Below are 23,656 nucleotides of genomic sequence, written 5' to 3'. Positions count from 1 at the left end.
GTCCTGCCTCGCATGGTGGTTACAGCAGCGGGTCGAACAATCGCGCCACGTGCATGGCGACCCGGCGCAGGTAGGACGCGTCGCGGTATTCGTGCTCGTCGATGGCGCGGGCGCGCCGGAAATCATCCAGCAGCATGACGGCGACATCCGCGGCGAAGCCGTGGTCGACCACCAGCGCGAGCACCTCGAAGTTCAGGCGGAACGAGCGGCTGTCCAGGTTCATGCTGCCGATCGCCGCGGCCTCGCGATCGATCAGCAAGGCCTTCTGGTGCAGGAAGCCCGGCTGGTAGCGGAACACCTTGATGCCGGCGCGCACGGCTTCGTGGGCGTGCAGGGTCGAGGCCAGGAAAACGGTGCGATGGTCGGGGCGCGAGGGGGTCAGGATGCGCACGTCCACGCCCCGCAGCACGGCCAGCTGCAGCGCCGCACGCACCGCGTGGTCGGGGATGAAGTAGGGCGTGCTGAGCCACACGCGCTGGCGCGCCGCGTTGATCGCGGCAGTGAAGAACAGCGAGCCGGTTTCCTGCGGATCGGCCGGGCCACTGGCCACGATCAGCGCGCTGGCGTGCCCGTCTTCAGTCGGCACCGGCAGCAGCGGTGGCGTGCTGCCGGTGATCCACTGCCAGTCGTCGGCAAACAGCTGCTGCAGGTCGGCCACCACCGGTCCGCGCAGTTCCAGCATGGTGTCGCGCCACGGCGCCAGCGGCGGCTTCAGGCCAAGGTATTCGTCACCCACGTTGAGCCCGCCGACATAGCCGCGCGCGCCATCGACCACCACGATCTTGCGATGGTTGCGGAAGTTGAGCTGCAGCCGGTTGCGCCAGCGATGCGTGGCGAAGCGGTGGATCTGCACGCCACCGGCACGCAGGGTCTCGACGTAGCTGCGTGGCAGCGCATGGCTGCCGATGCCGTCGAACAGCACGCAGACGCGCACCCCGGCGGCGGCTTGCTGCAGCAGGACCTGCTGCAGGCGCCGACCCAGCGCATCGTCATGGATGATGAAGAACTGCAGCAGCAGGCAGTGCCGTGCCTCGGCCATCGCCGCCAGCATGGTGTCGAAGGCGGCGTCACCATCGATCAGCAGGCGCAGCCGGTTGCCGCTGCGGAATGGCCGCCCCTGCAGGGCGCTGATCGCGGCGTAGCCGGGGCAGGCCGGATCGGTGGCCGGTTCGTCGTCCGCCCCGGTCGCTGCCGGATGTTCCCTTGGCGCCTGGTGACCCACACGGTAACCAAGGAAGCGGCTGGAGCCGAGATAGAGATAAGGCAGCAGGGTGACGTAGGGCAGCAGCAACAGGCCAAACGCCCAGCCGATCGCGCCTTGCGGGGTGCGCGTGTGCATCACCGCATGCATCGCGGCGAGCAGGCCCAGCGCGTGCAGCAGGAGGATGCAGCTGGTGAGTGCGCCGGCCGTCATCGGGGGCGCGGCGGGCGGCTCAGCCGTCCAGCAGCTGGTCGGCCAGGTGGCGTGCCTGCTGGCGGATTTCCGGCATCGCGGTGGACTCCCACAGCGTGCCGCGCAACAGGCTGCCGATGGCGAACAGGTGGGGCCAATGCCGGTCTCCGTGCTGCAGGCGGCCGTTGCGGTCGGCGATCACGCCCAGGCCCAGCGGATCGGCCTGGATGTGCGCGTTGGTGAGCAACTGGCTGATCAGTCGATGGTTGCTGCGACGCAGGTCCGTGTCCAGCCCGACCGTCTGGATCACCAGGTCGGCATCCAGCGTCTCGACGACGCCGGCGTGGGCCATGGTCAGTCGCAGCGAGGCGCCATCGACCTCCACTGCGTGCAGTCGCCCGCATCGACGTTGCAGCCGGCCACTGCGCTCCAGGGCATCAACCGCGTCGTGGACTGCCGGCGCCATGCGATGGCGCGTGCGCTCCCACGCCCAGCGTGCGTGCCGCATGAAACGCGAACGCTGCTCCAGCGGAAGTTCGGCCCACAGGCCGGACAGGTGCGGGCGCAGGCTGTCCACCACGGCCCGCCATTCGATGCCGGGCTGGCCGATGGCTTCGCGCAGCAGGCGTGTCCACTGGCGGATTTCGGGTGCATCGCGCATCGCCTCGACCAGCCCGGCGCCATCGTCGACGGGCAATGCCGCGTTGTGCAGGTGCACCTCGGGGAAACGGCCGTGGCGGGACAGGCCGACGAACCCGGCCTGCGGCCAGCGCGTGGAGAGCTCCAGCACGACGTCGACGGCGGTCAGCCCCAGTCCCACCAGCACCACCTTGCGCGGCGGCGGCGTCTGGTGGGCGCCGGCCAGCAGGCGCCACGGATCGACGATGTAGCGGCCGCTGGCCAGCGCCGCTTCGCCCACCACGCCCAGCGGCTGTGGCGGCAGCGCACCGAGCGCCAGCACGGCCGCGTCGACGCGATGGCTTTCCTCGCCATGGATCACGGTGACGCCGTCGGTTTCCGGCACCAGCGCGTCCACCGCGAAGGGAATCAGGTTGACGTGATGGCCGCGTGCCTGGCCCTGCTTCAGAGCCCGCGCCACCTCGGCCTCGAGGTAGTCGCCGTAAAGCCGGCGCGGCAGGAAGTCGGTGCCGTTGACGGCCGGATCGCTGCGCTGCACGAAGTCGAGGAAGCCGCGCGGCTTGCCGGCGAACATGCTCATCGATGCCGCCCGCACGTTCAGCAGGTGCTGCTCGGACGTGGTGGCGTACGCCACGCCGCGGGCGGGATGGCCACCGCCGGTGAACCAGTCCAGTTGCAAGGGCGGGGTGGCGTCGCGTTCCAGCAGTTCGCTGAGCAAACTGGCGGCCGCGGCACCACCGCCGATGATGGCAAGGCGTCGAAACATGGCGCTTCTTTCGTCGGGTTGCAGATCAGCCGTGCATGCGGCTGGCGGTGATGCGGCGTGGCGCGACCATCAGCTGCCCGGCCGGCCCGACCCGCCCGGCCGTGGCGTAGTCGGCCATGTCATCGCCGTAGACGTGTAGCGAAAGGGCTGTCTCGTAGCGCGACAGGTTGCGGCAGCGGCGCAGCTGGCGGGCCTCGCCGTCGAACCAGGCGCCGTCACCCGGGCCAAGCCATTGGCGATCCTGCACCGTCAGTTCGTTCGAGGCGGCTTCGCGCCGGCAGGATTGCACTTCCAGTGCGCCGACCAGGGCCATCTCCAGCCCCCACGCGCCATGTTCGCGCAGCGGGGAAACGTGGTTCGCCGGCCAGGCGACGATCCACAGGCTCAGTGGCGGCTTGTTGCGCCGGGTCAGCAGGATCTGCTCGAAGCCGCGCTGCCGCCGCCGCAGCGAGGCCAGCCGGGTGGCGATGGACGAGGCGTCCTGGTGCACCACGCGGCCCAGTTCGCGGGCCATCGAGGCAAGGTCGGGTTGGGCGGAGCCGGCGTGTTCGATCGCGATGCTGCGCAGGGTTTTCAGGAGGTGTCGATGCGTGCCCATGCGTGGAACCTGGCAGGGTGAATGGACGCAAGTGGATCATGCGCATCGTTAACAGGTTGTTGAGCTGGACAGCCGTGACGACGGCGCCCGGCGTGCCGCCGGAACGGCCCGGGCGCCGTGTCGCGGCGCCCTTCATTCGCGCAGATTGAACGTCACCGGCACCCGCGCCAGCGCACGCACCGCCCGTCCGTCGACCATGGCGGGCTGGAAGCGCCAGCCGTCCAGCACCTGCTGGATGGCGCTGCGATCCAGCAGCAGGTAACCACTGCCGCGCTCCACCGTCACCTGCACCGGTTTGCCGGTCTCATCCACCAGCACGCGCAGCAGCACGGTGCCGTGCATGCGTTGCTGCAACGCGCGGGTGGGGAAGTGCAGCGGGGCCGAACGATAGGCCAGGCTGGCTTCGACCGGTGCGGTGTCCACCGCGGGTCCGGTGGTCGTGCCCGCCGGCAGCAGGGTGGGCGTGGTGACCGGCGCCACCGGCACGTTGCCGTCGGCGACGGGTGTCGCCACCGGCGGGCTGATCGGCGTCAGGTGGTGGACCACCGGTGGCGCCACGGGTGGATGCGGCAGCGGCAGCACCTCGACCGGTGGTGGCGGTATCACCGGCTCCGGTGGCGGAATGAAGCTGATCGTGGGTATCGGGTTGAGCCGCTGGATCGCGTGGAAGAACGCCGGGCCCGAAGGCCTCGTCGCGATCATGATCACCGCCAGGTTGAGTGCGATGGCGGCGCTGATGGCCGCGATGCGCGCGGGGTCGGGATGGGTACGGTGAGCAACAGCCAGGCTTGCGGGAGACATGGTCAACCTCCTGACATCGGTGGGGATGTTGCGGCGGTCACGCTGCGTGAGCAGGGGGATCGTGCTGCCGCGACCCGAGCCTATGCCGCCAAACCGCACTTGCGCAACAGGACGTCTGGATGGCCAAATGCGGGTTTGCCGGGTGCGGTCGTCCGCCGGGGATTTTTTCTGCGGCTGCGCCCCCGACCATCAGTCCCCGCCGCCGTGCGGACACTGGCGCTCGCGAAGCGCGCAGCTGTCCTGCAACAATCAGGCGACGGCAACCGGCCGGCAGGCGACGAGGCAACAGGATGAACGTGATCAAATGGGCGGGCGTGGTCGTGCTGGCGTGCAGCGGACTGATGCTGGGTGCGCCGGCGCGGGCGGGCGACATTTCGTGCAAGATGACTTTCCAGCTGTCCGGCTGGTCGGTGTTCTACAAGACCGCCAAGGGCACCGGCACGGTCCGCTGCAGCAACGGCCAGAGCCTCAACGTGAAGCTGCGGGCCAAGGGCGGTGGCCTGACCTTCGGCAAGACGAAGATCAGCAACGGCATCGGCAAGTTCAGCGGCGTGACCGGCGTGCGCGACGTGCTGGGCAGCTATGCCGATGCCGAGGCACATGCGGGCGCGTCGAAATCCGCCGCTGCGCAGGTGCTGACCAAGGGCAGCGTCTCGCTGGCGCTCAGCGGCAAGGGCGAGGGCTGGAACCTGGGCGTGGCCTTCGGTGCCTTCATCATCGAATAGTGTGACGGCGCGACCATGCGCCGCGGTATGCACAAGGCGGGCGCGCGGTTAAGGTAGAGCTGCGCGTCCCCGCGTTCCCCGGAGAAACCCATGACCGCCTTGTCCGGCACCGCCATGCCGAGCTACAGCTTCGGCGACGAACTTGCCAGCAGCATCATCCACGGCCTGGGCATCGTGCTGAGCATCGCCGGGCTGGCAACCCTGGTGGCCTTCGCGGCGCTGCATGGCAATGCGCTGACGGTGGTGGCCTGCGCCGTGTTCGGCACCTCGCTGGTGCTGCTCTACACCGCCTCCACGCTGTATCACTCGATCCCCCTGGTCGCCGCCAAGCCGACGCTGCGCGCGCTCGATCACATCGCGATCTATGTGCTGATCGCCGGCACCTACACCCCGTTCACCCTGATCGCGCTGCCCGGGGTGTGGGGCTGGAGCCTGTTTGCCGCGGTGTGGACGCTGGCCCTGGCGGGCAGCGCGCTCGAGCTCGGCTTGCTCAAGCGCTACCACAAGCTGGCGGTGTTGCTGTACGTGGGGATGGGCTGGATCGGCATGGTGGCTTTCGAGCCGCTCAGCAAGCACCTGCAGGGCGGCGGCACCGCGCTGCTGCTGGCCGGCGGCCTGGCCTATACCCTGGGCGTGCCGTTCTACCTGTGGCGACGACTGCCGTATCACCACGCGCTGTGGCATGTGTTCGTGCTGGCCGGCAGCGTGCTGCACTTCCTCGCCGTGCTGCTGTACGTGATTCCCGACGGGCCCGTGTGAGTCCGCCGCGTCGCCGAGCGGTTCAGCCGAACAGCATCGCCAGGCCGAACAGGCCCACCATCAGGAACGACAGCACCAGCTTGAACAGGGTGCCCAGCAACAGTCCAAGCCACGTCGCCGCACCCACGTGCGCCGAACGCAGCACGCTGGTGCCGGAGGCGAGCTCGCCGACCAGCGCGCCCGCGAACGGCCCGAGCAGCAGGCCCGGGATGCCGAAGAACATGCCGACAAAGGTGCCGATGGTGGCGCCCCACAACGCGCGTTGGCTGGCGCCGACCCGTTTGGCGCCCAGCGTGCCGGCGATGAAGTCGACGATGACGCCGAGCGTGCCCAGCGCCCCGATGATCAGCAGCCACCACAGGCCCAGGTGCCGGTAATCGTCCACGGCGGCGACCAGCCAGATCCCGCCGAAAACCATCGGGATGCCCGGCAGGGCCGGCAGCACCGACCCGGCGAGGCCGCCGACGATCAGCAGGGCGGCGAGCACGTACAGGGCGATATCCATCGGCTGGTGTTTCCCGCGTGGCGATGCCTGCATTGAAGCAGAAACAAGGCGGCGCGGCGGGAACACCACCGCTCGCCCGCCCGGCTACTTCTCCACGAAGGCCCGCTCGATCACGTAGTCGCCCGGCGCGCGGGTGCGCGGCGAGGCCTGGAAGCCGCGGCCGTCGAGCAGGGCGCACAGGTCGTCCAGCATCGCCGGACTGCCGCACAGCATCACGCGGTCGGTGACCGGGCTCAGCGGCGGCAGGCCGACCGCCTCGCTCATCACGCCATCGACGATCGCGTCGGTGATGCGGCCGCGGTGACGGAACGGTTCCCGGGTCACGGTGGGGTAGTAGATCAGTTTCTCGCGCACCAGCTCGCCCAGGTATTCGTGCTGCGGCAGCTCGTGTTCGAGATAGTGCGCGTAGGCAAGGTCCTCGATCCGGCGCACGCCGTGGGCCAGCACGATCCGGTCGAAGCGCTCATAGGTGTCGGGGTCGCGGATGATGCTCATGAACGGCGCCAGCCCGGTGCCGGTGCCCAGCAGGTACAGGTTCTTCCCGGGCTTGAGGTCGGTCAGCACCAGGGTGCCGGTGGGTTTGCGCGTGACGATCAGCGGATCGCCGGGCTTCAGGTGCTGCAGGCGCGAGGTCAGTGGGCCGTCGGCGACCTTGATCGAGAAGAACTCCAGGTGCTCCTCCCAGCTGGCGCTGGCGATCGAGTACGCGCGCATCAGCGGACGGCCGTCCGTTTCCAGGCCGATCATCACGAACTGGCCGCTGTCGAAGCGGAAGCCGGGATCGCGCGTGGTGCGGAACGAGAACAGGCTGTCGTTCCAGTGCTGCACGTCGATCACGTGCTCGGTTGCCATTGCCACCATGTCGGTTGTCTCGCGTCGTCGCTGGTTCGGGGAGTCGCGCGCCGGGCCCTCCGGCGGGGCGGAGCTGGGGACTCGCGGGGAGGGTGCCAGTGTGGCCACGGTGCCTTGCGAGCGCCGGAATGAGCGCGGCGACGTGGCTGCCAAGGATACGCGATCCACCGCCTGCCTGTCGCAGACCCGCGCGGTGATCTGCGGCATCATGCGGCATTCGGCCACAGGCGAACGAAGGGGAAGGAGACGATGGATCATCGCGTCACGCAGGCGGTTTCGGATCATCACGTCGGCCAGCGTCACCTGGACCGACTGGTCATGCTTTCCGATGGCGTGTTCGCCATCGCCATCACGCTGTCGGCGATCGAGATCAAGCCCGAGGCGTTGCCGGGTAAGACGCTGTGGGAGGCCTGGGCGACGCCCCTGCTGATCTATTTCCTGAGCTTCTTCCTGATCGGCACGGTGTGGGCCTTCCATCGGCGCATCGTGGCCCATCTGCGCGACATCGACCCGGTGGGCACGGCGATCAACCTGCTGCTGCTCAGCCTGGTGGCGCTGATGCCGGTGGTGATCCGCTTCGTGTTCGAGGGCTTTCAGCAGGGCCAGGGCCTGCTGGTCTACGGGATAGCGCTGGGCGCTACCTACGCCTGCATGGCGGTGCTGTGGCTGCATGTCGCATTCCTTGCCGGGCTGGCGCCCGATCTGCCCCGGCAGAAGGCACGCCAGTGGCTGCTGGAACTGTTCGCCGGGGCGCTGATTTTCGCTGCGCTTGCCCTGCACGAGGCACATCTGCGCTGGGCGTCGGTGGTGGTGACCCTGCTGGCGCTGGCGCTGCTGTCGGCCAAGCGGTTGCGGGTTTTGCGTGGGCGCGATCGGAGCTGACGCCGGCCGCGCTGAACACCCGACACGGCAAGGACAGCGGCGGTTTGCCGGGGCCAGGCCGGAACAAGGCGATGTACTACAGCGTCCAGGGCGCAGGTACTACAGACAACGGCCTCCCGGGACGGCAGCGGCAACGGCCCGCTTGTCGCATCGTCGCTGCTGGTCGTGGGCCAGGGCCGGACCATGATGGATACCAGGGGGATTTCGCGGCATGCCGGCATGGCGTGCCAGGGTTCTTTTGGGTGAATGCGGGGGCGGGTGATGCCGGTGATGCTCGGCCAATCCATGGCAATCCAGGCCGTGCGGGCGCAGCTGCAGCGTTACGCCGGCTGCGACGTGCAGGTGTTGATCGAGGGCGAGACCGGCACCGGCAAGGAGCTGGCGGCTCGTGAAATCCACTATGCCGGTGCCCGCCGCGACCACCCCTTCGTGCCGGTCAACTGCGGCGCGATCCCCGACAGCCTGATCGAGAACGAACTGTTCGGGCATGGTCGCGGCGCTTTCACCGACGCCAAGCAGGCCCAGCCCGGGCTGGTCGATCACGCGCGTGGCGGCACCCTGTTCCTGGACGAGGTCGACGCGCTGTCGGACAAGGGCCAGGTGACCCTGCTGCGCTTCCTGCAGGACAACGAATACCGTCCGGTCGGCGGTGGCGCGGCGCGCGTCTCCGATGCGCGCATCATCGCCGCCACCAACGCCAGCCTGGAACGGCAGGTGGCAGCCGGACGCTTCCGCCGCGACCTGCATTACCGGCTCAACGCGCTGTACCTGCGGCTGCCTCCCCTGCGCGAGCGTGGCGACGATGTCGCCCTGCTGGCCCGGCATTTCCTCGACGCCGTGGCGCGGCGGCTGCAGGGCCCGGCCAGGCGCTGGGGCGACGACGCCATCGAGGCAATGATGGCGCATGCGTGGCCGGGCAATGTGCGCGAACTGGACCACGTGGCGCTGCGAGCCTACCTGGGCAGCGAAGAGGCGGTCATCGGACTGGCCCGGTTGCGCGCGGTCGAACCGGCATTCGCGGGTATCGCGGCCGCCCCGCGCCGGCGTGCCCATGAACCGGACCTGGCATTCGCCGCGGCCAAGCTGCATGCCATCCGCCAGTTCGAACTGGACTACCTCACCCGGTTGATGCAGCAGGCCTGCGGCAACATCAGTGCCGCCGCCCGCCTGTCCGGCACCGAGCGTCGCCAGCTCGGCAAGCTGCTGCTGAAGAACGGCATCGAGACCAGGCAGTTCCGCCCGGACTGAGCGGCACGCGCGGCGCGCACCTTCGCATTCCTGCCCGGGTCAAGTTTTCCCCGGGTGCGTTGTCGAAACGGGTTCATCCCGACCCGGTCGTCCCGGCACGACGGCTCCGATCCGTTGCGGCAGCCCGTTTGGCGACCTCCTGCCATTGGCATGTTCGTTGCGTAGCTTCCCCTCGAGCACGGAACCGGCGGCGAAACAGCCGGTGTTCCGACGCGAACCTGCCATCCGGAACGAAAGGAGATCGTCATGGCCACCCCCGCCACCCCGTTGACCAAGTACAAGGACATTCCCTGCTGCCCGAACCTCGACACCCAGCCGGTGTGCGACGTGATGGACATGCGTCGTCGCCTGCTGTTTCCCACCACGATACGCACGCGCAGCGGCCAGCAGGTCAACGTCGAAGTCATCCTGCATACGCGCTTCAAGCGCTGTTCCGGGCCCATGGCCCTGGGCGATGTCGTCTACACCACCACCTTGCTCCCGGGCGAGAAGGTAAGGCTGGCCACCACCGACCGGCGCAGTCGCTTCAGCTTCGACAGCGAGTCGAACCTCAGCTACCGCAGCGAGCAGATGTCGGAGGAGCAATACCGCATGTCTTCGCTGCGCTCGTTCATGTCGGACCAGAACAGCCAGGACAATGGTTCGACGCGCAACACCGACCAGGGATCGTGGGATTTCCACGGCGACGCCAGCGGCTCGATCGGCTTCATGTCCGCCAGCGCCGATGCCAACGCCCACGGCAGCCACAACGCCGAATCGACCTTCGAATATCTCCAGCAGCATTCGGCGCAGGCCCGCATGGCCGACAACCTGTCGGTGGAATCCACGCGCAAGGCGCACTCGATGTCCGTGGGCGAGGTGTCCACGCGCGCCCATCAGCAGGGCGAGACGGAGGACCAGTACGAGGCCTCGTCGCGCGAGTTCGCCAATCCCAATGCCTGCCACGCGCTGACCTTCCTGTTCTACCGCATCAACAAGATCGAGACGCTGTCGTTCGAGCTGGTGGCGATCGAGCGTCGGGTGCTTGATCCGGTGGCGCCGGCGCCGTTGCTGGCCAACCCCATCCGCGCCAGGGGTGCGGTGGCGGTGATGCCGCAGGAAGTGCCGGCGATGAATGCCAAGCGACTCGATATCGAGAGCCGCGGGCTGCAAAGCGAGGCGTTGCAAGCGCAGGCCGGCGCTGCCCCGGCGACGCTGCAGTCGCGCTTCAACCTGGTGGCACTTTCGGTGCCGGTGAATGTGCAGACCCCCTTGCCGGACGATGTGCGCAAGGCCGCGCTGGCCGAGGTGGACAAGCAACTGGTCGAACGCAAGCTGCTCGATCCCAGGACCGGCGGGTTCGCCGCCGATGCGCGCACGCAGTTCGAGTACACGCGTGACACCTCGTTGCCGACCGCCGGCGTCATCGTCAAGGGCTGCTTCGACGACTGCAACATCTGCGAGCCCGAGCTGCAGAAGAAGACCCAGCTCGAAATCGTCCGGCTCGACCTGCAGAACCAGTTGCTCCAGCGGCAGATCGAGTTGCTGGACAAGGCGCAGGAATACCGCTGCTGTCCGGTTGCCGAAAGCGGCACCGCGTAATCACGAAACGGTTCTTCGGGCCGGCTTCCAACGCCCGCTGTCGCAACGGACAACCACCCCAGTCGCAACACGCACCCCGCCGGCATCCGCTTGCATGGCAGCCGGGCGTGCGTGCCGGAGCGGTGGTTCGTCGCGGATATCGACCATCAAGCCACCCCTCAATTCAGGAGTCTTGCCATGAAATCAGAAAAGTCCGCCCGCCTGCAGATCAAGGTCGAATTCAGCGACCAGGGCGAAGTGCCCGCGCTGCAGGCCTATGCCTTCAACCGCCAGGGAGTCGCGCTGGGCCAGGCGCCGTTGAACGATGGCGCTGCCGTGATCGAGCTGCCCGCCGCAATGGACGGCCAGATGGTCGAGCTGATCCTCGGTCCACCCACGGAGAAAGGCCAGCCGGTGCCGACCGCGGCGGCCCTGAAGCGGATGGGCGGTTACGCCAAGGCCACGCGCCTGCTGCTGGACAAGCCGGTGCTGCAGCTGAAGCTGCCGACCTACATCTTTCCGCACTGGTGCCTGTGCTACGTGCGGGGCCGGCTGGTCAAGCGCTTCAACCTGCCCGACGGCAGCGCCAGGGAATTGCCGGTCTGTCACGCGCGCGTGCATGTCTGCGAGGTCGATCGCATCCGGCTGGTGATCGAGAAGCTGCCCGACCTGGACATCCTGCGCCTGCGCGACGACCTGCTGCACAAGCTGCAGTTGCGACCGCTGCCGTTTCCGCCGATCCCCGATCCCGGCCCGCTGGCCGGGCCGATCATGACGCGCAGTGCCATGTTGCCCGCCGCCGCGGAATCGCCGCTGCCGCAGGCGCCGGCATCGACCGGCGCGGAGACCCTGGCCCTGCACGCGGCGGCACTGACCGCAGCACAGTCGGCCGGACAGGCCCGCCGTCAGCTGCTCGGGCTGGCCAGCATCATCGCCATCCACCTGTGCGACCTCACCTACCTGTGGGGCTACTTCCGGGTCGATGCGCTGACCACGATCGATGCCGACAGCGACGGGCGCTTTGCGGCGCTGATCTTCCACGACTGTGCCGACCAGCCCGACCTGTACTTCTGGGTCGAGCAGTTCCAGGGCGGTGTCTGGACCACGGTGTACCGCCCGTCGATCGGTTGCGGCACGCACTGGAATTATCCCTGCGGCTCGGAAGTCGTGATCAACCTGCCGGGCGCCGTGGCCTGCGAGGAACCGCCGTATGACGTTCCACCCGGGGTCACCCTGTTCATGCTGCCGTACGCGATCGCCAACGCGCCGATCTGGGGCATTCCGCCCGGCGCGCCGCCGGCGCCGGCCGGATGGGTGCGGCCCGACGGCATGCTCGACTACCAGACCGGGACCTCGCTGGGCTGGCTCTACAACGCTCCGTTCGGCGGCACGCTGAACTTCATCCACGACGACTCGTACTTCATTCCGTCCAGCGGGATCAGGTACTACCGCTATTCGTGGCGTCACCTCGGTGCCTCGCCAAACACCGGTGCGGACGATCCGAGCTGGACGCCGATCAGCGCACCGCTGGCGCGCGGCTACCGGATGGAATATTCGGACCGGCTGCCGACCTACGAAAGCTATCCCGTCGGTCCGGTGACGGTGGGCAGTCACAGCGGCCTGTTCGAGTTCAAGCCGCAGACGCCGCCGGCGCGCGGCACCGATCCGGCCACCGTGCTGGTGCGCGAATGGACCGAGGGCAACCTGGGCGAGGTGGGGGCGGGGTGGAACACGATGCTGGCCGCGCCGCCGTTGTCCCCGGACAACCTCACCGACGATGCCGGTGTCTTCGAGGTGAAGATCGAGGTGTTCGATCCCGCCGGCCATCAGGTCATGCCGGGCGCGGGCAGCTTCCGCTTCCTGGCGCGCAATGCCGACGGCAGCACGACCCGCCTGTCCACGGCCGCCGAGGAAGCCGGCGGCGCCTATGTCATGCGCGTGCATGTGGACAACAACCGGGTGCAGGCGGATCTGCCGCAGCCGAGCATCGGCGGCGTGTCGGCCAGCGACGACTGCGGTTTCCTGCGCTATCACCCCGGTGACCTGGTGCGCCTGCGCTATCTCGCGGCGCATCCCAACCAGCATGCGGTGTTCGACTTCGACGTCACGCGTGGATCGCACGTACTGCCGGAGGGCTCCACGCTGACGCCGTACGTCGAGGTGGCGGCATCCAGCGCGGCGACGGTTTCCGCGCCCTATGTGAAGGTGGCCGGCTACTACCAGCGGGACTTCACGCCCGCGAGTCTGGTCGGCAGTTGCGTCAATGCGGCCTTCGCCGGATCGCTGCGGGTCTATGGCAAGGCCACCGACGGCTACCAGCGCCTGGGCATCGACGACAGCCGGCTGATCGCCTTTGCGCTCGCCGAGCGTGGCGTCGTGCACCCGTGATCCGCCGGTTCCCGGTGAGCCGGTCGGCCACCGGGATGCGGCTGGCGAATGAATCGCGACGCGGATGCGTCGGCAACCACCGAAAGGAGAGGGACATGGCCACGTCAAGAACTTCCACAGCGAAAACATCGAGCCCGAAATCGTCGGCGCCGAAACCGGCGGCCGCGAAGGACGCCGCATCACGGGCAGCTGCGTCGACGGGAGCGCAGGGCCAGAACTGCGCGGTGATCAATCCGTATGCGCTGGCCGACCTGGTTTCCGGCCAGCCGATTCCTTGGAATGCCGTACCCGACCCCGCCAGCGTGCTGGAGCAGGTGCTGGCCACGCCGTACGAGGAGCTGTTCGATCCCAAGTACGGCGGCCCGCTCTACGTGGGCGTGGCGTTGGACAAGCAGCTCAACCTGGTGCGCGAGCGCTCGCCGCTGCTCGATGTGCAGCTGCCCCGGGACGGCAGCGACGCCGAGGCGGGCGGGCTGGCCAGCCTCGACCAGTACACGACCCTGGCCGAGATGGCGCGGGTGCCCGAGCTCAAGTCCATCCTCGACTGGCCGATCCTGTGCGGCGACCTGTCACGCTATTCGCGCCTGCGCGTTTCGCTGAGCCTGCCGCCGGCAATGCGCGCGCTGGTGCTGGGACGCTCCCTGTCGGCGGACGTCGTCCGCTCGATCACCTTCGATCCGAAAATCGTGCTCAACGCGATCCAGGGCTGGACGCCACCGGGTGCGCACTGGGCCACCTCGGGCGAGTTCTTCCACGAGACCGCCGAGTTCTTCGACCCGGTCCAGGGTGCGGTGGCCAACTGCTATTACATCGCGGCGCTTTCGGCGATCGCCTGGGCAACGCCGTTCCGGATCGCGCACCTGACCCGGGCAACCGGAACCAGCCAGACCCAGTTCAATGACCAGATCAACTTCTGCAAGCCCGACTCGGGCGGTGCGCCGGACAAGTCGATCGAGGTCACCGAGGCGGTGCCGCTGACCGCGTCCGGCTACCCGATCTACTGCCGTTCCAGGGAAGCGGGCGAGTCATGGCCGGCCGTCTACGAGAAGGCCTACGCCAAGCTGAAGACGGGGACCTCCAGCGACATGCCCGACATCACGCAGACCGCCTGGGGCGACTGCGTGTGGGCCACCGCCCAGCTCAATGGCGGCGCCCGCCATTACTACGACACGGCCAGCCGCAGCGCCGACGACCTGTGGCACCTGCTGCGGTCCAACTGCCTGTCGTATCGCACCTTCAATCCGATGACGGCGTGGACCTACTCGACCGGCGATGCCGCCCCCGACCACGTGGACTATTCCAGCGCGCACATCGTCGGCTCGCACTGCTACACGGTGCTGGGCTGGGCCTATCGCGACTGCCGGCGCTGGATCGTGCTGCGCAATCCCTGGGGCAATACCGAGGCGACCAGCAGCGTGCTGGACGCCACGATTTCCATGTACGACGTGAGCTGGTGGCGACCGATCACGCTGAAGGACAACGACGGCGTGTTCGCGATGGAGATCGGGGCGTTCAAGAAATACTTCGCCGGTTTCGGCACGGCACATTGAACGGCGATGCCGGACGATGCCGAGGTGAGGCGCGAGGTACTCGCCTACCTGCGCTCACACCCGCAGGCGGCGGATACCCTGCGCGGCATCGTCAGCTGGTGGCTGCCGCGGCAACGGCTGGAAACCGGCCACCAGCGCATCGGGCAGGTGCTCGATGCGCTGGTGAGCGAGGGACTGCTGCGCCGCGATCCCCTGCCCGACGGCGAGGCGCTGTACGGCCTCGAACGACGGGCCGGTACTTCGCGCCAGCGCTGACGTCAGGCAGGCGACGTGCCGGCCACGCCGGGCCGGCCGTCGCCAGCACGTACACTAGGCGCATGAATGACCCTGCTTTTGCCCTGCCATGGCGCCTCTGCGTGGCGCCGATGATGGACTGGACCGATCGGCACTGCCGCTATTTCCACCGGCTGCTGTCGCCGCGTTCGCGGCTGTATACCGAGATGGTGACCAGCGCGGCGCTGGTCCGTGGCCGCCAGTTGCGCCTGCTGGAGCACAGCCAGCAGGAGCACCCGGTGGCCCTGCAGCTGGGTGGCAGCGATCCCGGGGAGCTGGCGCAGGCCGCCCGCTTCGGCGCCGAGGCGGGCTACGACGAGATCAACCTCAACGTCGGTTGTCCCTCGGACCGGGTGCAGTCCGGCCGCTTCGGCGCCTGTCTGATGTACGAACCGGCGCTGGTCGCCGATTGCGTCAGGGCGATGCGTGATGCGGTCGGCATTCCGGTGACGGTGAAGTGCCGCATCGGGGTGGACGACCAGGACGACTACGCCGGCCTGCAGCACTTCACCGAACAGATGCTGGGCGCCGGCGTCGAGGTGCTGGTGGTGCATGCGCGCAAGGCCTGGCTGAAAGGCCTGTCGCCGAAGGAAAACCGCGAGATACCGCCGCTGGACTACGAGCGGGTGTATCGGCTCAAGCGCGAGTTCCCCCAGCTGGTGGTGGTGATCAACGGCGGCATCACCAGCGTGGCGCAGGTGCGCGGACACCTGGCGCAGCTGGACGGGGTGATGCTGGGCCGGGCTGCCTATCACGACCCCTACCTGCTGGCGCAGATCGAGCACGAGCTGCACGGCGAGCCCTTGCCCAGCCGCGAGAGCGTGCTGGAGCACCTGCGTCCCTACGTCGAGGCCGAGCTGGCCCGGGGCACCGCGTTGAAGCACATCAGCCGGCACCTGCTCGGCCTGTATCAGGGGGAGCCTGGCGCGCGCGCGTTCCGTCGCACGATCAGCGAAGGCGCCCATCTGCCGGGTGCGGGCTGGGAACTGCTGGAGCGCGCTGCGCTGCCGTGTGCGGCGGCGTGACAGTCGCCGTCCATCCGGTCAGTATTCAGCCCTGATTGCCTAGTCTGGGCGTCCAGGCAGCAACCAGACGGGAATTTCGCGCATGACGGGGCACAAAAACTTCATCATCGCTCTGCTGATATCGCTGTGCGTGGGTGCGGCCGGTGTGGCTGCGGCCCAGTCGGCGGCGGTGACGCTGGATCAGGCGGTGCTCAAGGTGCAACAGGATACGGGTGGCAAGATCCTGTCGGCCGAGCAGCGCGGGGTCGGGCGTCGTCAGGAGTACCGGATCAAGGTGCTCACGCCGCAGGGACACGTCAAGGTGGTGGTGGTCTCGTCCGAATCGGGCAAGAATCCCCCATCGGCCCAGTCAATCAAGAATCCGCCCGCCAAGAATGCGGGTCGCAAGGAGAAACGCTGATATGCGCATCCTGTTGGTAGAGGACGAGGCGCCGTTGCGCGAAACGCTGGCGGCACGCCTGAAGCGGGACGGTTTTGCCGTCGATGCGGCGCAGGATGGCGAGGAGGGCATCTACCTCGGCCGCGAGGTGCCGTTTGATCTGGCGATCATCGACCTGGGCCTGCCCAAGATGTCCGGCATGGACCTGGTCAAGGCGCTGCGCGAACACGGCCAGCGCTATCCGATCCTGATCCTGACCGCGCGGGGCAGCTGGCAGGACAAGGTCGAGGGGCTCAAGCACGGTGCCGACGATTACCTGGTCAAGCCGTTCCACGTCGAGGAGCTGCTGGCGCGCATCAACGCGCTGGTGCGTCGTGCCAGCGGCTGGTCCAAGCCGATCCTGGCCTGCGGCATGATCAAGCTGGACACCACCGCGCAGACGGTAACCGTGGAAGGCAAGCTGGTCGACCTCACCAGCTACGAATACAAGGTGCTGGAATATCTGATGCTGCATGCAGGCGAGCTGGTCTCCAAGGCCGACCTCACCGAGCACATCTACCAGCAGGACTTCGACCGCGACTCCAACGTGCTCGAAGTGTTCATCGGCCGGCTGCGGCGCAAGCTCGATCCGGAAGGCACCCTCAAACCCATCGAGACGGTACGTGGACGCGGATACCGCTTTGCCATCCCGCGCACCGACGGCGACGACGAATGAGCGTGGGTCGTCGCACGGGCCGCTGTCACTGGCAGCACGTGCGGCGATCGCCACCAGTTTCGTGCTGGCCGGCTTCCTCGGTCTGGTCGGGCTGACCCTGACCCAGACCACTAAGGCGCGCGCGCTGCGTGGCCTGCAGGATCGGCTCGAGAATTTCGCGATTGCCTACATCACCAATACCGACGTCAACCGGTACGGCAAGCTGTTGCCGCCGGAAACCGCACCCAATCCCAATTTCTCCCGGCCGGGTTCGGGACTGTATGCGGTGGCGCTGGGCGACAACGGCTACCACTGGGAATCCTCCTCGGCGATCGGACGGGACTTCAACTTCCTGAAGCCGCTGGAGCCCGGGCAGAGCGTGTTCGTCGGTCCGATCGATACCCGCATGGGGCGGCTGTATTACTACAGCTACGGCGTGGCATTCGACACGCTGGACAAGAAATCGGTGCGGCTCACCGTGATGGTGGCGCAGACCGAAGACCAGCTGGAAGGCGAGAACGCGGTGTTCCGCCACACCCTGGTGATCTGGCTGTCGATCCTGGGCGTGATGCTGATCGTGCTGCAGTTGCTGCTGCTGCGCTGGAGCCTCACCCCGCTGCGCAAGGTGGCCAGCGACATGAGCCGGGTCGAGCGCGGCGACAGCGAGCAGCTGGACAGCCAGTACCCGCTGGAGCTGACCGGCCTGACCGAGCGCATCAACGCGTTCATCACCAACGAGCGCGAACAGCGCACGCGCTATCGCCACACCTTGGCCGACCTGGCGCACAGCCTGAAGACGCCGCTGGCGGTGATCCGATCGCAACTGGAATCGGCCAACGGCGAGGACGATGCGGCACGGCGCAACAGCGTGCTCGACCAGGTGCGGCGGATGAACGAGCTGGTCGCCTACCAGCTGTCGCGCGCGGCCACCTCGGGCCGGCAGACCTTCGCCAGTGCGGTGCCGATCGCCGGCCACGCCGAGGATCTGGTGCAGGGTCTGGAGAAGGTCTACGCAGCGAAAAATGTCCTGTGCGAATTCGACATCGAGGACGGCGCGGTGTTCTACGGCGAGCAGGGCGACCTGCTGGAGCTGATGGGCAACCTGCTGGAAAACGCATTCAAGTGGGCCGGCCATCGCGTGTTGCTGGTGGTCAGGATGCGCCACGAGGCGGGACGGCAGCGCTCGGGCCTGCTGCTCAGCGTGGAAGACGACGGTCCCGGCATCGCCGCGGACAACATCGAGAAGGTGCTCCAGCGCGGCGTGCGGGGCGACGAACGGGTGCAGGGCCACGGTATCGGCTTGTCCATCGTGCAGGACATCGTCCATGCCTATCAGGGCGAGCTGGTGGTCGATCGTTCGCCGGAGTTCGGCGGTGCCCGTTTCAGCGTGAGCCTGGCCGCGACCTGAGCGGCCCGGTTCAGCGTCCGCTGCCTTCGGCGGGCGAGCGGCCGTAGTAGGCCTGCAGCAGTTCGGCGATCGCGGGTTCGGCTTCGCGCAGCAGGGCCGGGCGCGAGTAGTGCATCTCGCTGACCACGGCGAAATATTCGGCGACGCTTTCGGTTGCGTAGTGGTCGATCGGGCTGTCGCAACTGTCCGGCGGCATGGCGACCAGGCGATCGTAGGCCAGCTGGAATTGCTGGATCCAGCGCCGCCGGGGAATCTCCACCAGCGGGGGGACGCCATCGGGCGGCCCGTCCAGCATGTCCAGCTTGTGCGCCATCTCGTGCACGACGACGTTGTAGCCGTCCCAGGGTTGCTCCAGGTCCAGCTGCACGTCGGCCAGCGACAGCACCAGCGGGCCACGTTCCCAAGCTTCGCCGGCATGGGCCTCGCCGCCGTTGCCGGCGATCCCGTTGCGATCGTCGTGGTGATTCCGGCGCACCTTGAACTCGCCGGGATAGATCAGCACTTCGCGCCAGCCGCGCAGGCTGCCTGTTCCCTGCTGCAGGGCAGGCAGGCAAGCCTGCATGGCAATCAGCAGGCGCCAGTAATCGTCCAGCACCGCTCCCGCCAGGGCATGGAACCGCTTGCGCGCAAGGAACAGGGTGGACAGCTGGCGCAGCCTTTGCTGCCGTTCCGGATCAAGTCCACGGGCCAGCGGGCAGCCACTCAATCCGCGTCGCCACAGCGGATCTGCGATCGGAGCGGGCTCGAAACGCGCCCACAGTGTCTGCAGCCAATGTCCCGGCATGACGCCGAGCGCTTACTGGATCGACCCAGGCAGCAGCGATTGCCAGCCCAGATGCGGCCGGCGGGAGGGTGTCGGCGCTGACGATGAGCCGCCGGAACGCCCATTGCCGGACGCCGGTTCGGCATTGTCGCTGCTGCTCGTCGAGGGGCAGTCGTGGTTCAGGCCCGCCGCATCGCCGCCACTGGCGGCATTGCCATCGTGTGCGGAGGCGCTGTCGACCAGGGTGCGCGAGGAACTGTCGAGGTCCTGGGAATCCATACTCGCCGCACTGGCACCGCCGATCCCGGCAATGCACAAGGCGCAACCAACCAACCAGTGAACGGCACGCATGGCGATCAAACTCCCTGACTCGCAGCGAAGACCCCGGATCGTCTCAGAAACGCTGCGCCCGTGCCAGTGCTGTGGATCGCTCGACGGCGGCCGGCTGGCCGGCGGGCCCGTACGGCGGTCCGCCCGGGCTAGAATCCGCCGATGCCAAACCTGTTCCGCCGCCTGTCCCGCCATACCCGTCCCCGACGCATCACCCTCTTTGCAGGGGTGCGCTGATGCAGCCTGCGCAACTGCTGGCCCTGCTTGCCGCCGGGGAACCGCTGTCCGGCGAAGCGCTGGCCGTGACGGCCGGCGTCACCCGTGCGGCGATCTGGAAGCAGGTGGAGGCCTTGCGTCGCCGCGGCGTTCCGGTCGAGGCGCGTGGCGCCGCGGGGTATTGCCTGCCCTGGCCGCTGCAGATGCTGGATGCGGCGCGCATCCGGACCCTGCTGCCCGCGAGCGCCGCGTCGGCGCTGACTGCGCTGGACGTGTATTGGGAGCTCGATTCGACCTCCAGCGAGCTGCAACGCCGCGGTGCGGCGGCGGGGGACTTCAGCGTGGTGCTGGCCGAGACCCAGCACGCCGGTCGGGGTCGGCGCGGCCGGGAGTGGCTCTCCCCGCCGGGCATGAACATCTACCTGTCCTGCCTCAAGCGTTTCGACGCAGGTTTTGCCGCGCTCACCGGGCTGTCGCTGGCCGTCGGCGTGATCGCGCTGCGTGCGCTGGAAGTACTCGGCATCGACGGCGCCGGCCTGAAATGGCCCAATGATCTGCTGGTGGCTCCTGCCAGGCGCCACGACGGGCCTGGCGGCAAGCTGGGCGGCATCCTGATCGAGCTCAGTGGCGAATACCAGGGGCCTTGCGCGGCGATCATCGGGATCGGCCTCAACCTGCGCCTGACCCCGGCCCTGCGCGAGCAGGCCGGCCAGCCAGTGGCGGACCTGGCCGGGCTCGGCGGCGGCGCGCCGCCGGATCGCAACCTGCTGGTGGCGACCCTGATCACGGCCCTGGTCGAGGGCCTGCGGGAATTCGAGCGCGACGGCTTCGCCGCGTTCGGGGCGGACTATGCGCGATACGACCTGCTGCGCGACCAGCCGCTGCAACTCAGTGGCGCGCTGGAGGCGTTTCGTGGCGTCGGTGCGGGCGTGGACTCACGCGGCGCACTGCAGGTTCGCCTCGAAGACGGCAGCATGAGGCGGGTCGACAGCGCCGATGTCACGGTGCGTCGCGCATGACGCTGCTGCTGGATCTGGGCAATACGCGGCTGAAATGGGCGTGGCAGGCTCCGTCTGGCGAGTGGCTGGCGGAGGGCGCCGTGGACTGGCGCGCGGATGTCGCCGCCACCCTGATGAAGGCGTGGGCGTCGCTGCCCGCGCCGAGCCAGGTGGTCGGCGCCTCGGTGGTCGACGCTTCCCGCGAGGAACAGGTGGCTGCGGTGATCCGGCGGCTGTCCGGGCTTTCCGTGAACTGGATGCGCACGCCGTCCCTGGCCTGCGGTGTACGCAACGCGTACGCCGAACCGCAACGCCTGGGGGTGGATCGCTTCCTGGTGATGGTGGCCGCGCGCGCGGCGGGTCACGGGCCGCATGTACTGGCCAGCGTGGGTACCGCACTGACGCTGGATGCGCTCGACGCCGAGGGGCAGCATCTGGGTGGCCTGATCGCACCGGGCCCGCAGTTGATGCAGCAATCGCTGTTCGAGGCCACTGCACGGATCAGGCCGGAGCACCCCGGTGCCATCGTCGAGCTGGCCGACAATACCGCCGACGCGGTCGCTTCCGGTTGCTGGCAGGCTGCCGCTGCGCTGGTGGAACGGTTTGCTTCGCGCGCGACGGCGCGGCTTGGTACCGTACCCGAACTTGTCCTGGGCGGCGGGGACGCGCCGATCCTGCTGCCGCTGCTGTCGCTGCCGGCCCGGCTCAGCCAGGATGGCGTGCTGCGCGGGCTGGCGATCTGGGCTGCTGCGCAACAATGAACCGAGCCGTGTCGGGTTGCCGTTGATGGAGGCTGGATGTTCCTGCGATTGCTGTTCGTACTGCTGACCGCGCTCAATATCGCGGTGGGCGCCTGGTTGCTGCTGGGGCAGCCGTATGCCCGCGGTGGCCTGCCGGCCGAGCCGGGCGTGACCGAGTTGCGTCTGTTGTCGGAAATGCCCGCCACCGTACCCATGGTGACGCCGGCGACCGCGGCCCCTGGCGGCGGGCCGCCCTCCCGGAATCTCAGCTACAGCTGCGTGGCGCTGGGTCCGTTCGCGACCCCCCAGGATCTGCGCAATGCGCGCCAGGCGCTGGCTGACCAGGCAACGCGCATGCGTTCCCGCCAGGAGCAGGCCAGCCAGACCAGTGGCTGGTGGGTCTACCTGCCGGCAGCCGGCAGCCGTGCCCAGGCGTTGGCGGTGGCGCGACAGCTGTCCGCCCGCAACATCAATGACTACTTCGTGGTCAGCTCCGGCGACCAGCCCAATACCATCTCGCTGGGCCTGTTCAAGGACCCGGCGAATGCCCGCAAGCGTCGCGACGAAGTCACCGCGGCCGGTTTCTCGCCGCGCATGACCGAGCGCAGCGAAAGCGTGCCGGAATACTGGCTGGACCTGGTCGTTGCCGATGGCGGCAGCTTCGACTGGCGCAGCCGGGTCACCGCCAGTGGCATCGCCTCGCACAGCACCGGCTGTTTCTGAACGCGCCACGCGGCGCAGCCTGCTAGAATCCCGCGCTTCGCCGGCATAGCTCAGTTGGTAGAGCAACTGATTTGTAATCAGTAGGTCGCGGGTTCGACTCCTGCTGCCGGCACCAGCAAACGCAATGAACAGGGCCGCTCCTTCGGGGCGGCCCTGTTCATTGCGACCTGGCCATGCCTCGGCAAGGCAGGTCGCAGTGGTGCCTTCCGCTTCGGCCATTGCCCAGCGGGCGGCCTGCCGAACCTTCGACATCGGCTTGACGCGATCATCGCGATTCCTCCACCCGCCCTTCCCCACGCTGCACGTTCGAGGAGCATGCGAGGACAGCACAATGGGAATGCTTTATGTGGTGCAGGGCTATCACGACGCCAGTGGCGAGATCGTGGCAGACAAGCCGATTCTCCACGGACTGCAGCAACTGGCGCTGAGCCGTGGCGAACAGCTGGCCGGCGAATGTGAAGGCGTCCTCGTCTATGCGCAGAGTGCCGATGTCGATCGGGGCGAATATTCCGAGCCGGTGATCCTTGCCAGCTATGGTCGCGTTCCCGTGGCGGAGGAAGAGGGTCTGCGTGCGTCCGGGTGATGCGGCGATCGGCGCTGTTCCGGCGCGTCGGCGGCGCACACCGTCCGTAGGCCGGCGCCGACATCTTGCCCCTGGCAACTTGCCCACACTGGTCGCCTGCCGGAAGCACATCACCACTGTCGCGGGGGAGACAGTGACTGCGCTGAGCCGGCCTGGCGGGAGGGTGAGGCGATGCGGACCGTGTTGACGATCAGGGAGGCCAGCCATGGCCTGTGGCGCATTTGCAGCGGCGAGGCGGTGCTCTACGACAGGTTGCGTCTGGCGCACGCGATTCGGCTGGCGCGGGGGCTGGCCAGGGAGAAGCACGCCAACTCCGGGCAGCCGGCAAGCGTGGAGATGGCCTGCTCCGAATTCACCATCTCGCTGGTCCATTACGCTCGCCCGAAGGCATTGCAGCAGGCGGCCTGATCGACAAGGCGATCGCGGCGAATCCGACGGGCACGGCATATGCTTGGCGTCATGATTTCAGGCACGTTTCGTGCCAATTTCCGGATAGAAATCAGCGTTCGTTCGAATGTGCACGCAGCGTGAAATCTTGCTAGGATCTGACCCGAGGCTGCACAGGGGCAGTCCAGGACAATCAAATGCAAGCGCTGATCGTACATTCCGCCTTCTGGCGTGGAGTGTCGCTGTTTGCAGGGATGCTGATGGGGAAAGTCGTGCACGATTCCCGCCACCGGGTTCTGGTGGCGCGTGAGGGTGCAGACCTGGTGTGCTGGTGCTCATCGGCGCGATCACGTCGCGAAGATGAACTGGCGCGCAGCCGCCAAGCCCAGGCGGGCTGATCCGACATTCGTTCCAGGCTTGGCTGGACTCGAAGGGTGGTAACGGGTTGTTCGTCGTGAAGGGTACGGAAAC

General features: G+C 68.0%; 26 protein-coding genes and 1 tRNA gene. 19 read left to right on the top strand and 8 right to left on the bottom strand.

Annotation, left to right across the window (positions count from 1 at the left end):
• Positions 1 to 19: 19 nt before the first annotated feature.
• From cls to ABNK63_RS14575, 4 genes are all read right to left on the bottom strand, one after another.
• Complete coding sequence (cls, locus tag ABNK63_RS14590; protein WP_350016023.1) at positions 20 to 1,414, bottom strand: cardiolipin synthase; 1,395 nt, start codon at positions 1,412 to 1,414, stop codon at positions 20 to 22.
• Between the two features lie 19 nt (positions 1,415 to 1,433).
• Positions 1,434 to 2,798 carry an FAD/NAD(P)-binding protein gene (locus tag ABNK63_RS14585; protein WP_350016022.1) on the bottom strand — a complete coding sequence of 455 codons (1,365 nt, stop codon included), beginning with the start codon at positions 2,796 to 2,798 and terminating at the stop codon, positions 1,434 to 1,436.
• Between the two features lie 25 nt (positions 2,799 to 2,823).
• Positions 2,824 to 3,396 carry a cysteine dioxygenase gene (locus ABNK63_RS14580; protein ID WP_007808283.1) on the bottom strand — a complete coding sequence of 191 codons (573 nt, stop codon included), beginning with the start codon at positions 3,394 to 3,396 and terminating at the stop codon, positions 2,824 to 2,826.
• A 132-nt stretch (positions 3,397 to 3,528) separates the two neighbouring features.
• Complete coding sequence (locus ABNK63_RS14575; RefSeq protein WP_007808282.1) at positions 3,529 to 4,197, bottom strand: energy transducer TonB; 669 nt, start codon at positions 4,195 to 4,197, stop codon at positions 3,529 to 3,531.
• 341 nt (positions 4,198 to 4,538) lie between these two features.
• Between ABNK63_RS14575 and ABNK63_RS14570 the strand changes: the two genes are divergently transcribed.
• Positions 4,539 to 4,922 (top strand): hypothetical protein, encoded by a 384-nt coding sequence (locus ABNK63_RS14570; RefSeq protein ID WP_238530929.1) that lies wholly within the window; start codon positions 4,539 to 4,541, stop codon positions 4,920 to 4,922.
• 90 nt (positions 4,923 to 5,012) lie between these two features.
• Positions 5,013 to 5,681, top strand: coding sequence for a hemolysin III family protein (locus ABNK63_RS14565; protein ID WP_007808280.1), 669 nt, complete (start codon positions 5,013 to 5,015; stop codon positions 5,679 to 5,681).
• Positions 5,682 to 5,703: 22 nt separating this feature from the next.
• Here the strand turns inward: ABNK63_RS14565 and ABNK63_RS14560 are convergent, their stop codons facing one another.
• Together ABNK63_RS14560 and ABNK63_RS14555 are read right to left on the bottom strand one after the other, a co-directional pair.
• Positions 5,704 to 6,186, bottom strand: a complete 483-nt coding sequence (locus ABNK63_RS14560; RefSeq protein WP_007808279.1) for a DUF456 domain-containing protein — start codon at positions 6,184 to 6,186, stop codon at positions 5,704 to 5,706.
• Positions 6,187 to 6,270: 84 nt separating this feature from the next.
• Positions 6,271 to 7,047 (bottom strand): ferredoxin--NADP reductase, encoded by a 777-nt coding sequence (locus ABNK63_RS14555; RefSeq protein ID WP_350016021.1) that lies wholly within the window; start codon positions 7,045 to 7,047, stop codon positions 6,271 to 6,273.
• Between the two features lie 240 nt (positions 7,048 to 7,287).
• On the opposite strand from ABNK63_RS14555, the gene ABNK63_RS14550 reads away from it, so the two are divergent.
• From ABNK63_RS14550 to ABNK63_RS14505, 10 genes are all read left to right on the top strand, one after another.
• Positions 7,288 to 7,920, top strand: coding sequence for a TMEM175 family protein (locus ABNK63_RS14550; RefSeq protein WP_350016020.1), 633 nt, complete (start codon positions 7,288 to 7,290; stop codon positions 7,918 to 7,920).
• 270 nt (positions 7,921 to 8,190) lie between these two features.
• Positions 8,191 to 9,168 (top strand): sigma-54 dependent transcriptional regulator, encoded by a 978-nt coding sequence (locus ABNK63_RS14545; RefSeq protein WP_157582168.1) that lies wholly within the window; start codon positions 8,191 to 8,193, stop codon positions 9,166 to 9,168.
• Positions 9,169 to 9,414: 246 nt separating this feature from the next.
• Positions 9,415 to 10,749: a hypothetical protein gene (locus ABNK63_RS14540; protein WP_007808275.1), complete on the top strand. Its 1,335-nt coding sequence runs from the start codon at positions 9,415 to 9,417 to the stop codon at positions 10,747 to 10,749.
• Between the two features lie 177 nt (positions 10,750 to 10,926).
• A complete protein-coding gene (locus tag ABNK63_RS14535; RefSeq protein WP_007808274.1) occupies positions 10,927 to 13,116 on the top strand; it encodes a hypothetical protein in 2,190 nt (729 codons plus the stop codon).
• Between the two features lie 224 nt (positions 13,117 to 13,340).
• Positions 13,341 to 14,666, top strand: coding sequence for a C2 family cysteine protease (locus ABNK63_RS14530; RefSeq protein WP_007808273.1), 1,326 nt, complete (start codon positions 13,341 to 13,343; stop codon positions 14,664 to 14,666).
• 6 nt (positions 14,667 to 14,672) lie between these two features.
• Positions 14,673 to 14,921 carry a hypothetical protein gene (locus ABNK63_RS14525; protein WP_007808272.1) on the top strand — a complete coding sequence of 83 codons (249 nt, stop codon included), beginning with the start codon at positions 14,673 to 14,675 and terminating at the stop codon, positions 14,919 to 14,921.
• A gap of 62 nt (positions 14,922 to 14,983) precedes the next feature.
• Positions 14,984 to 15,964 (top strand): tRNA dihydrouridine(20/20a) synthase DusA, encoded by a 981-nt coding sequence (gene dusA, locus ABNK63_RS14520; protein WP_040673307.1) that lies wholly within the window; start codon positions 14,984 to 14,986, stop codon positions 15,962 to 15,964.
• Positions 15,965 to 16,046: 82 nt separating this feature from the next.
• Positions 16,047 to 16,364, top strand: a complete 318-nt coding sequence (locus tag ABNK63_RS14515) for a hypothetical protein (protein ID WP_007808268.1) — start codon at positions 16,047 to 16,049, stop codon at positions 16,362 to 16,364.
• A 1-nt stretch (position 16,365) separates the two neighbouring features.
• Positions 16,366 to 17,058, top strand: coding sequence for a response regulator transcription factor (locus ABNK63_RS14510; protein WP_007808267.1), 693 nt, complete (start codon positions 16,366 to 16,368; stop codon positions 17,056 to 17,058).
• Positions 17,024 to 18,445 carry an ATP-binding protein gene (locus ABNK63_RS14505; protein ID WP_007808265.1) on the top strand — a complete coding sequence of 474 codons (1,422 nt, stop codon included), beginning with the start codon at positions 17,024 to 17,026 and terminating at the stop codon, positions 18,443 to 18,445. The genes ABNK63_RS14510 and ABNK63_RS14505 overlap by 35 nt, the downstream gene beginning before the upstream one ends.
• A 10-nt stretch (positions 18,446 to 18,455) precedes the next feature.
• On the opposite strand, the gene ABNK63_RS14500 is transcribed toward ABNK63_RS14505, so the two are convergent.
• Positions 18,456 to 19,229 carry a M90 family metallopeptidase gene (locus ABNK63_RS14500; protein ID WP_007808264.1) on the bottom strand — a complete coding sequence of 258 codons (774 nt, stop codon included), beginning with the start codon at positions 19,227 to 19,229 and terminating at the stop codon, positions 18,456 to 18,458.
• Positions 19,230 to 19,241: 12 nt separating this feature from the next.
• Complete coding sequence (locus ABNK63_RS14495; protein ID WP_040673306.1) at positions 19,242 to 19,559, bottom strand: hypothetical protein; 318 nt, start codon at positions 19,557 to 19,559, stop codon at positions 19,242 to 19,244.
• 215 nt (positions 19,560 to 19,774) lie between these two features.
• Here ABNK63_RS14495 and ABNK63_RS14490 point away from each other — a divergent pair, with 215 nt between their 5' ends.
• The 7 genes from ABNK63_RS14490 to ABNK63_RS14460 all read left to right on the top strand — a co-directional run bounded on the left by ABNK63_RS14490 (position 19,775) and on the right by ABNK63_RS14460 (position 23,583).
• Positions 19,775 to 20,773 carry a biotin--[acetyl-CoA-carboxylase] ligase gene (locus tag ABNK63_RS14490; protein ID WP_007808262.1) on the top strand — a complete coding sequence of 333 codons (999 nt, stop codon included), beginning with the start codon at positions 19,775 to 19,777 and terminating at the stop codon, positions 20,771 to 20,773.
• On the top strand, positions 20,770 to 21,513 hold the full coding sequence (locus ABNK63_RS14485) for a type III pantothenate kinase (protein WP_350016019.1): 744 nt from the start codon (positions 20,770 to 20,772) through the stop codon (positions 21,511 to 21,513). Before ABNK63_RS14490 ends, ABNK63_RS14485 begins: the two co-directional genes overlap by 4 nt.
• A gap of 36 nt (positions 21,514 to 21,549) precedes the next feature.
• A complete protein-coding gene (locus ABNK63_RS14480; protein WP_350016018.1) occupies positions 21,550 to 22,215 on the top strand; it encodes an SPOR domain-containing protein in 666 nt (221 codons plus the stop codon).
• Positions 22,216 to 22,254: 39 nt separating this feature from the next.
• Positions 22,255 to 22,330: transfer RNA gene (locus tag ABNK63_RS14475), tRNA-Thr, on the top strand.
• Positions 22,331 to 22,546: 216 nt separating this feature from the next.
• On the top strand, positions 22,547 to 22,798 hold the full coding sequence (locus tag ABNK63_RS14470) for a hypothetical protein (protein WP_040673304.1): 252 nt from the start codon (positions 22,547 to 22,549) through the stop codon (positions 22,796 to 22,798).
• A 171-nt stretch (positions 22,799 to 22,969) separates the two neighbouring features.
• A complete protein-coding gene (locus ABNK63_RS14465) occupies positions 22,970 to 23,206 on the top strand; it encodes a hypothetical protein (RefSeq protein WP_007808250.1) in 237 nt (78 codons plus the stop codon).
• A 176-nt stretch (positions 23,207 to 23,382) separates the two neighbouring features.
• Positions 23,383 to 23,583, top strand: a complete 201-nt coding sequence (locus ABNK63_RS14460) for a hypothetical protein (protein ID WP_350016017.1) — start codon at positions 23,383 to 23,385, stop codon at positions 23,581 to 23,583.
• Positions 23,584 to 23,656 lie beyond the last annotated feature (73 nt).

Source organism: Rhodanobacter sp. IGA1.0, from assembly GCF_040208325.1.
GTDB classification, from domain to species: domain Bacteria; phylum Pseudomonadota; class Gammaproteobacteria; order Xanthomonadales; family Rhodanobacteraceae; genus Rhodanobacter; species Rhodanobacter spathiphylli.
Note: the sequence above shows the minus strand (reverse complement) of the source record. Positions and strands in the feature narration are given on the sequence as shown.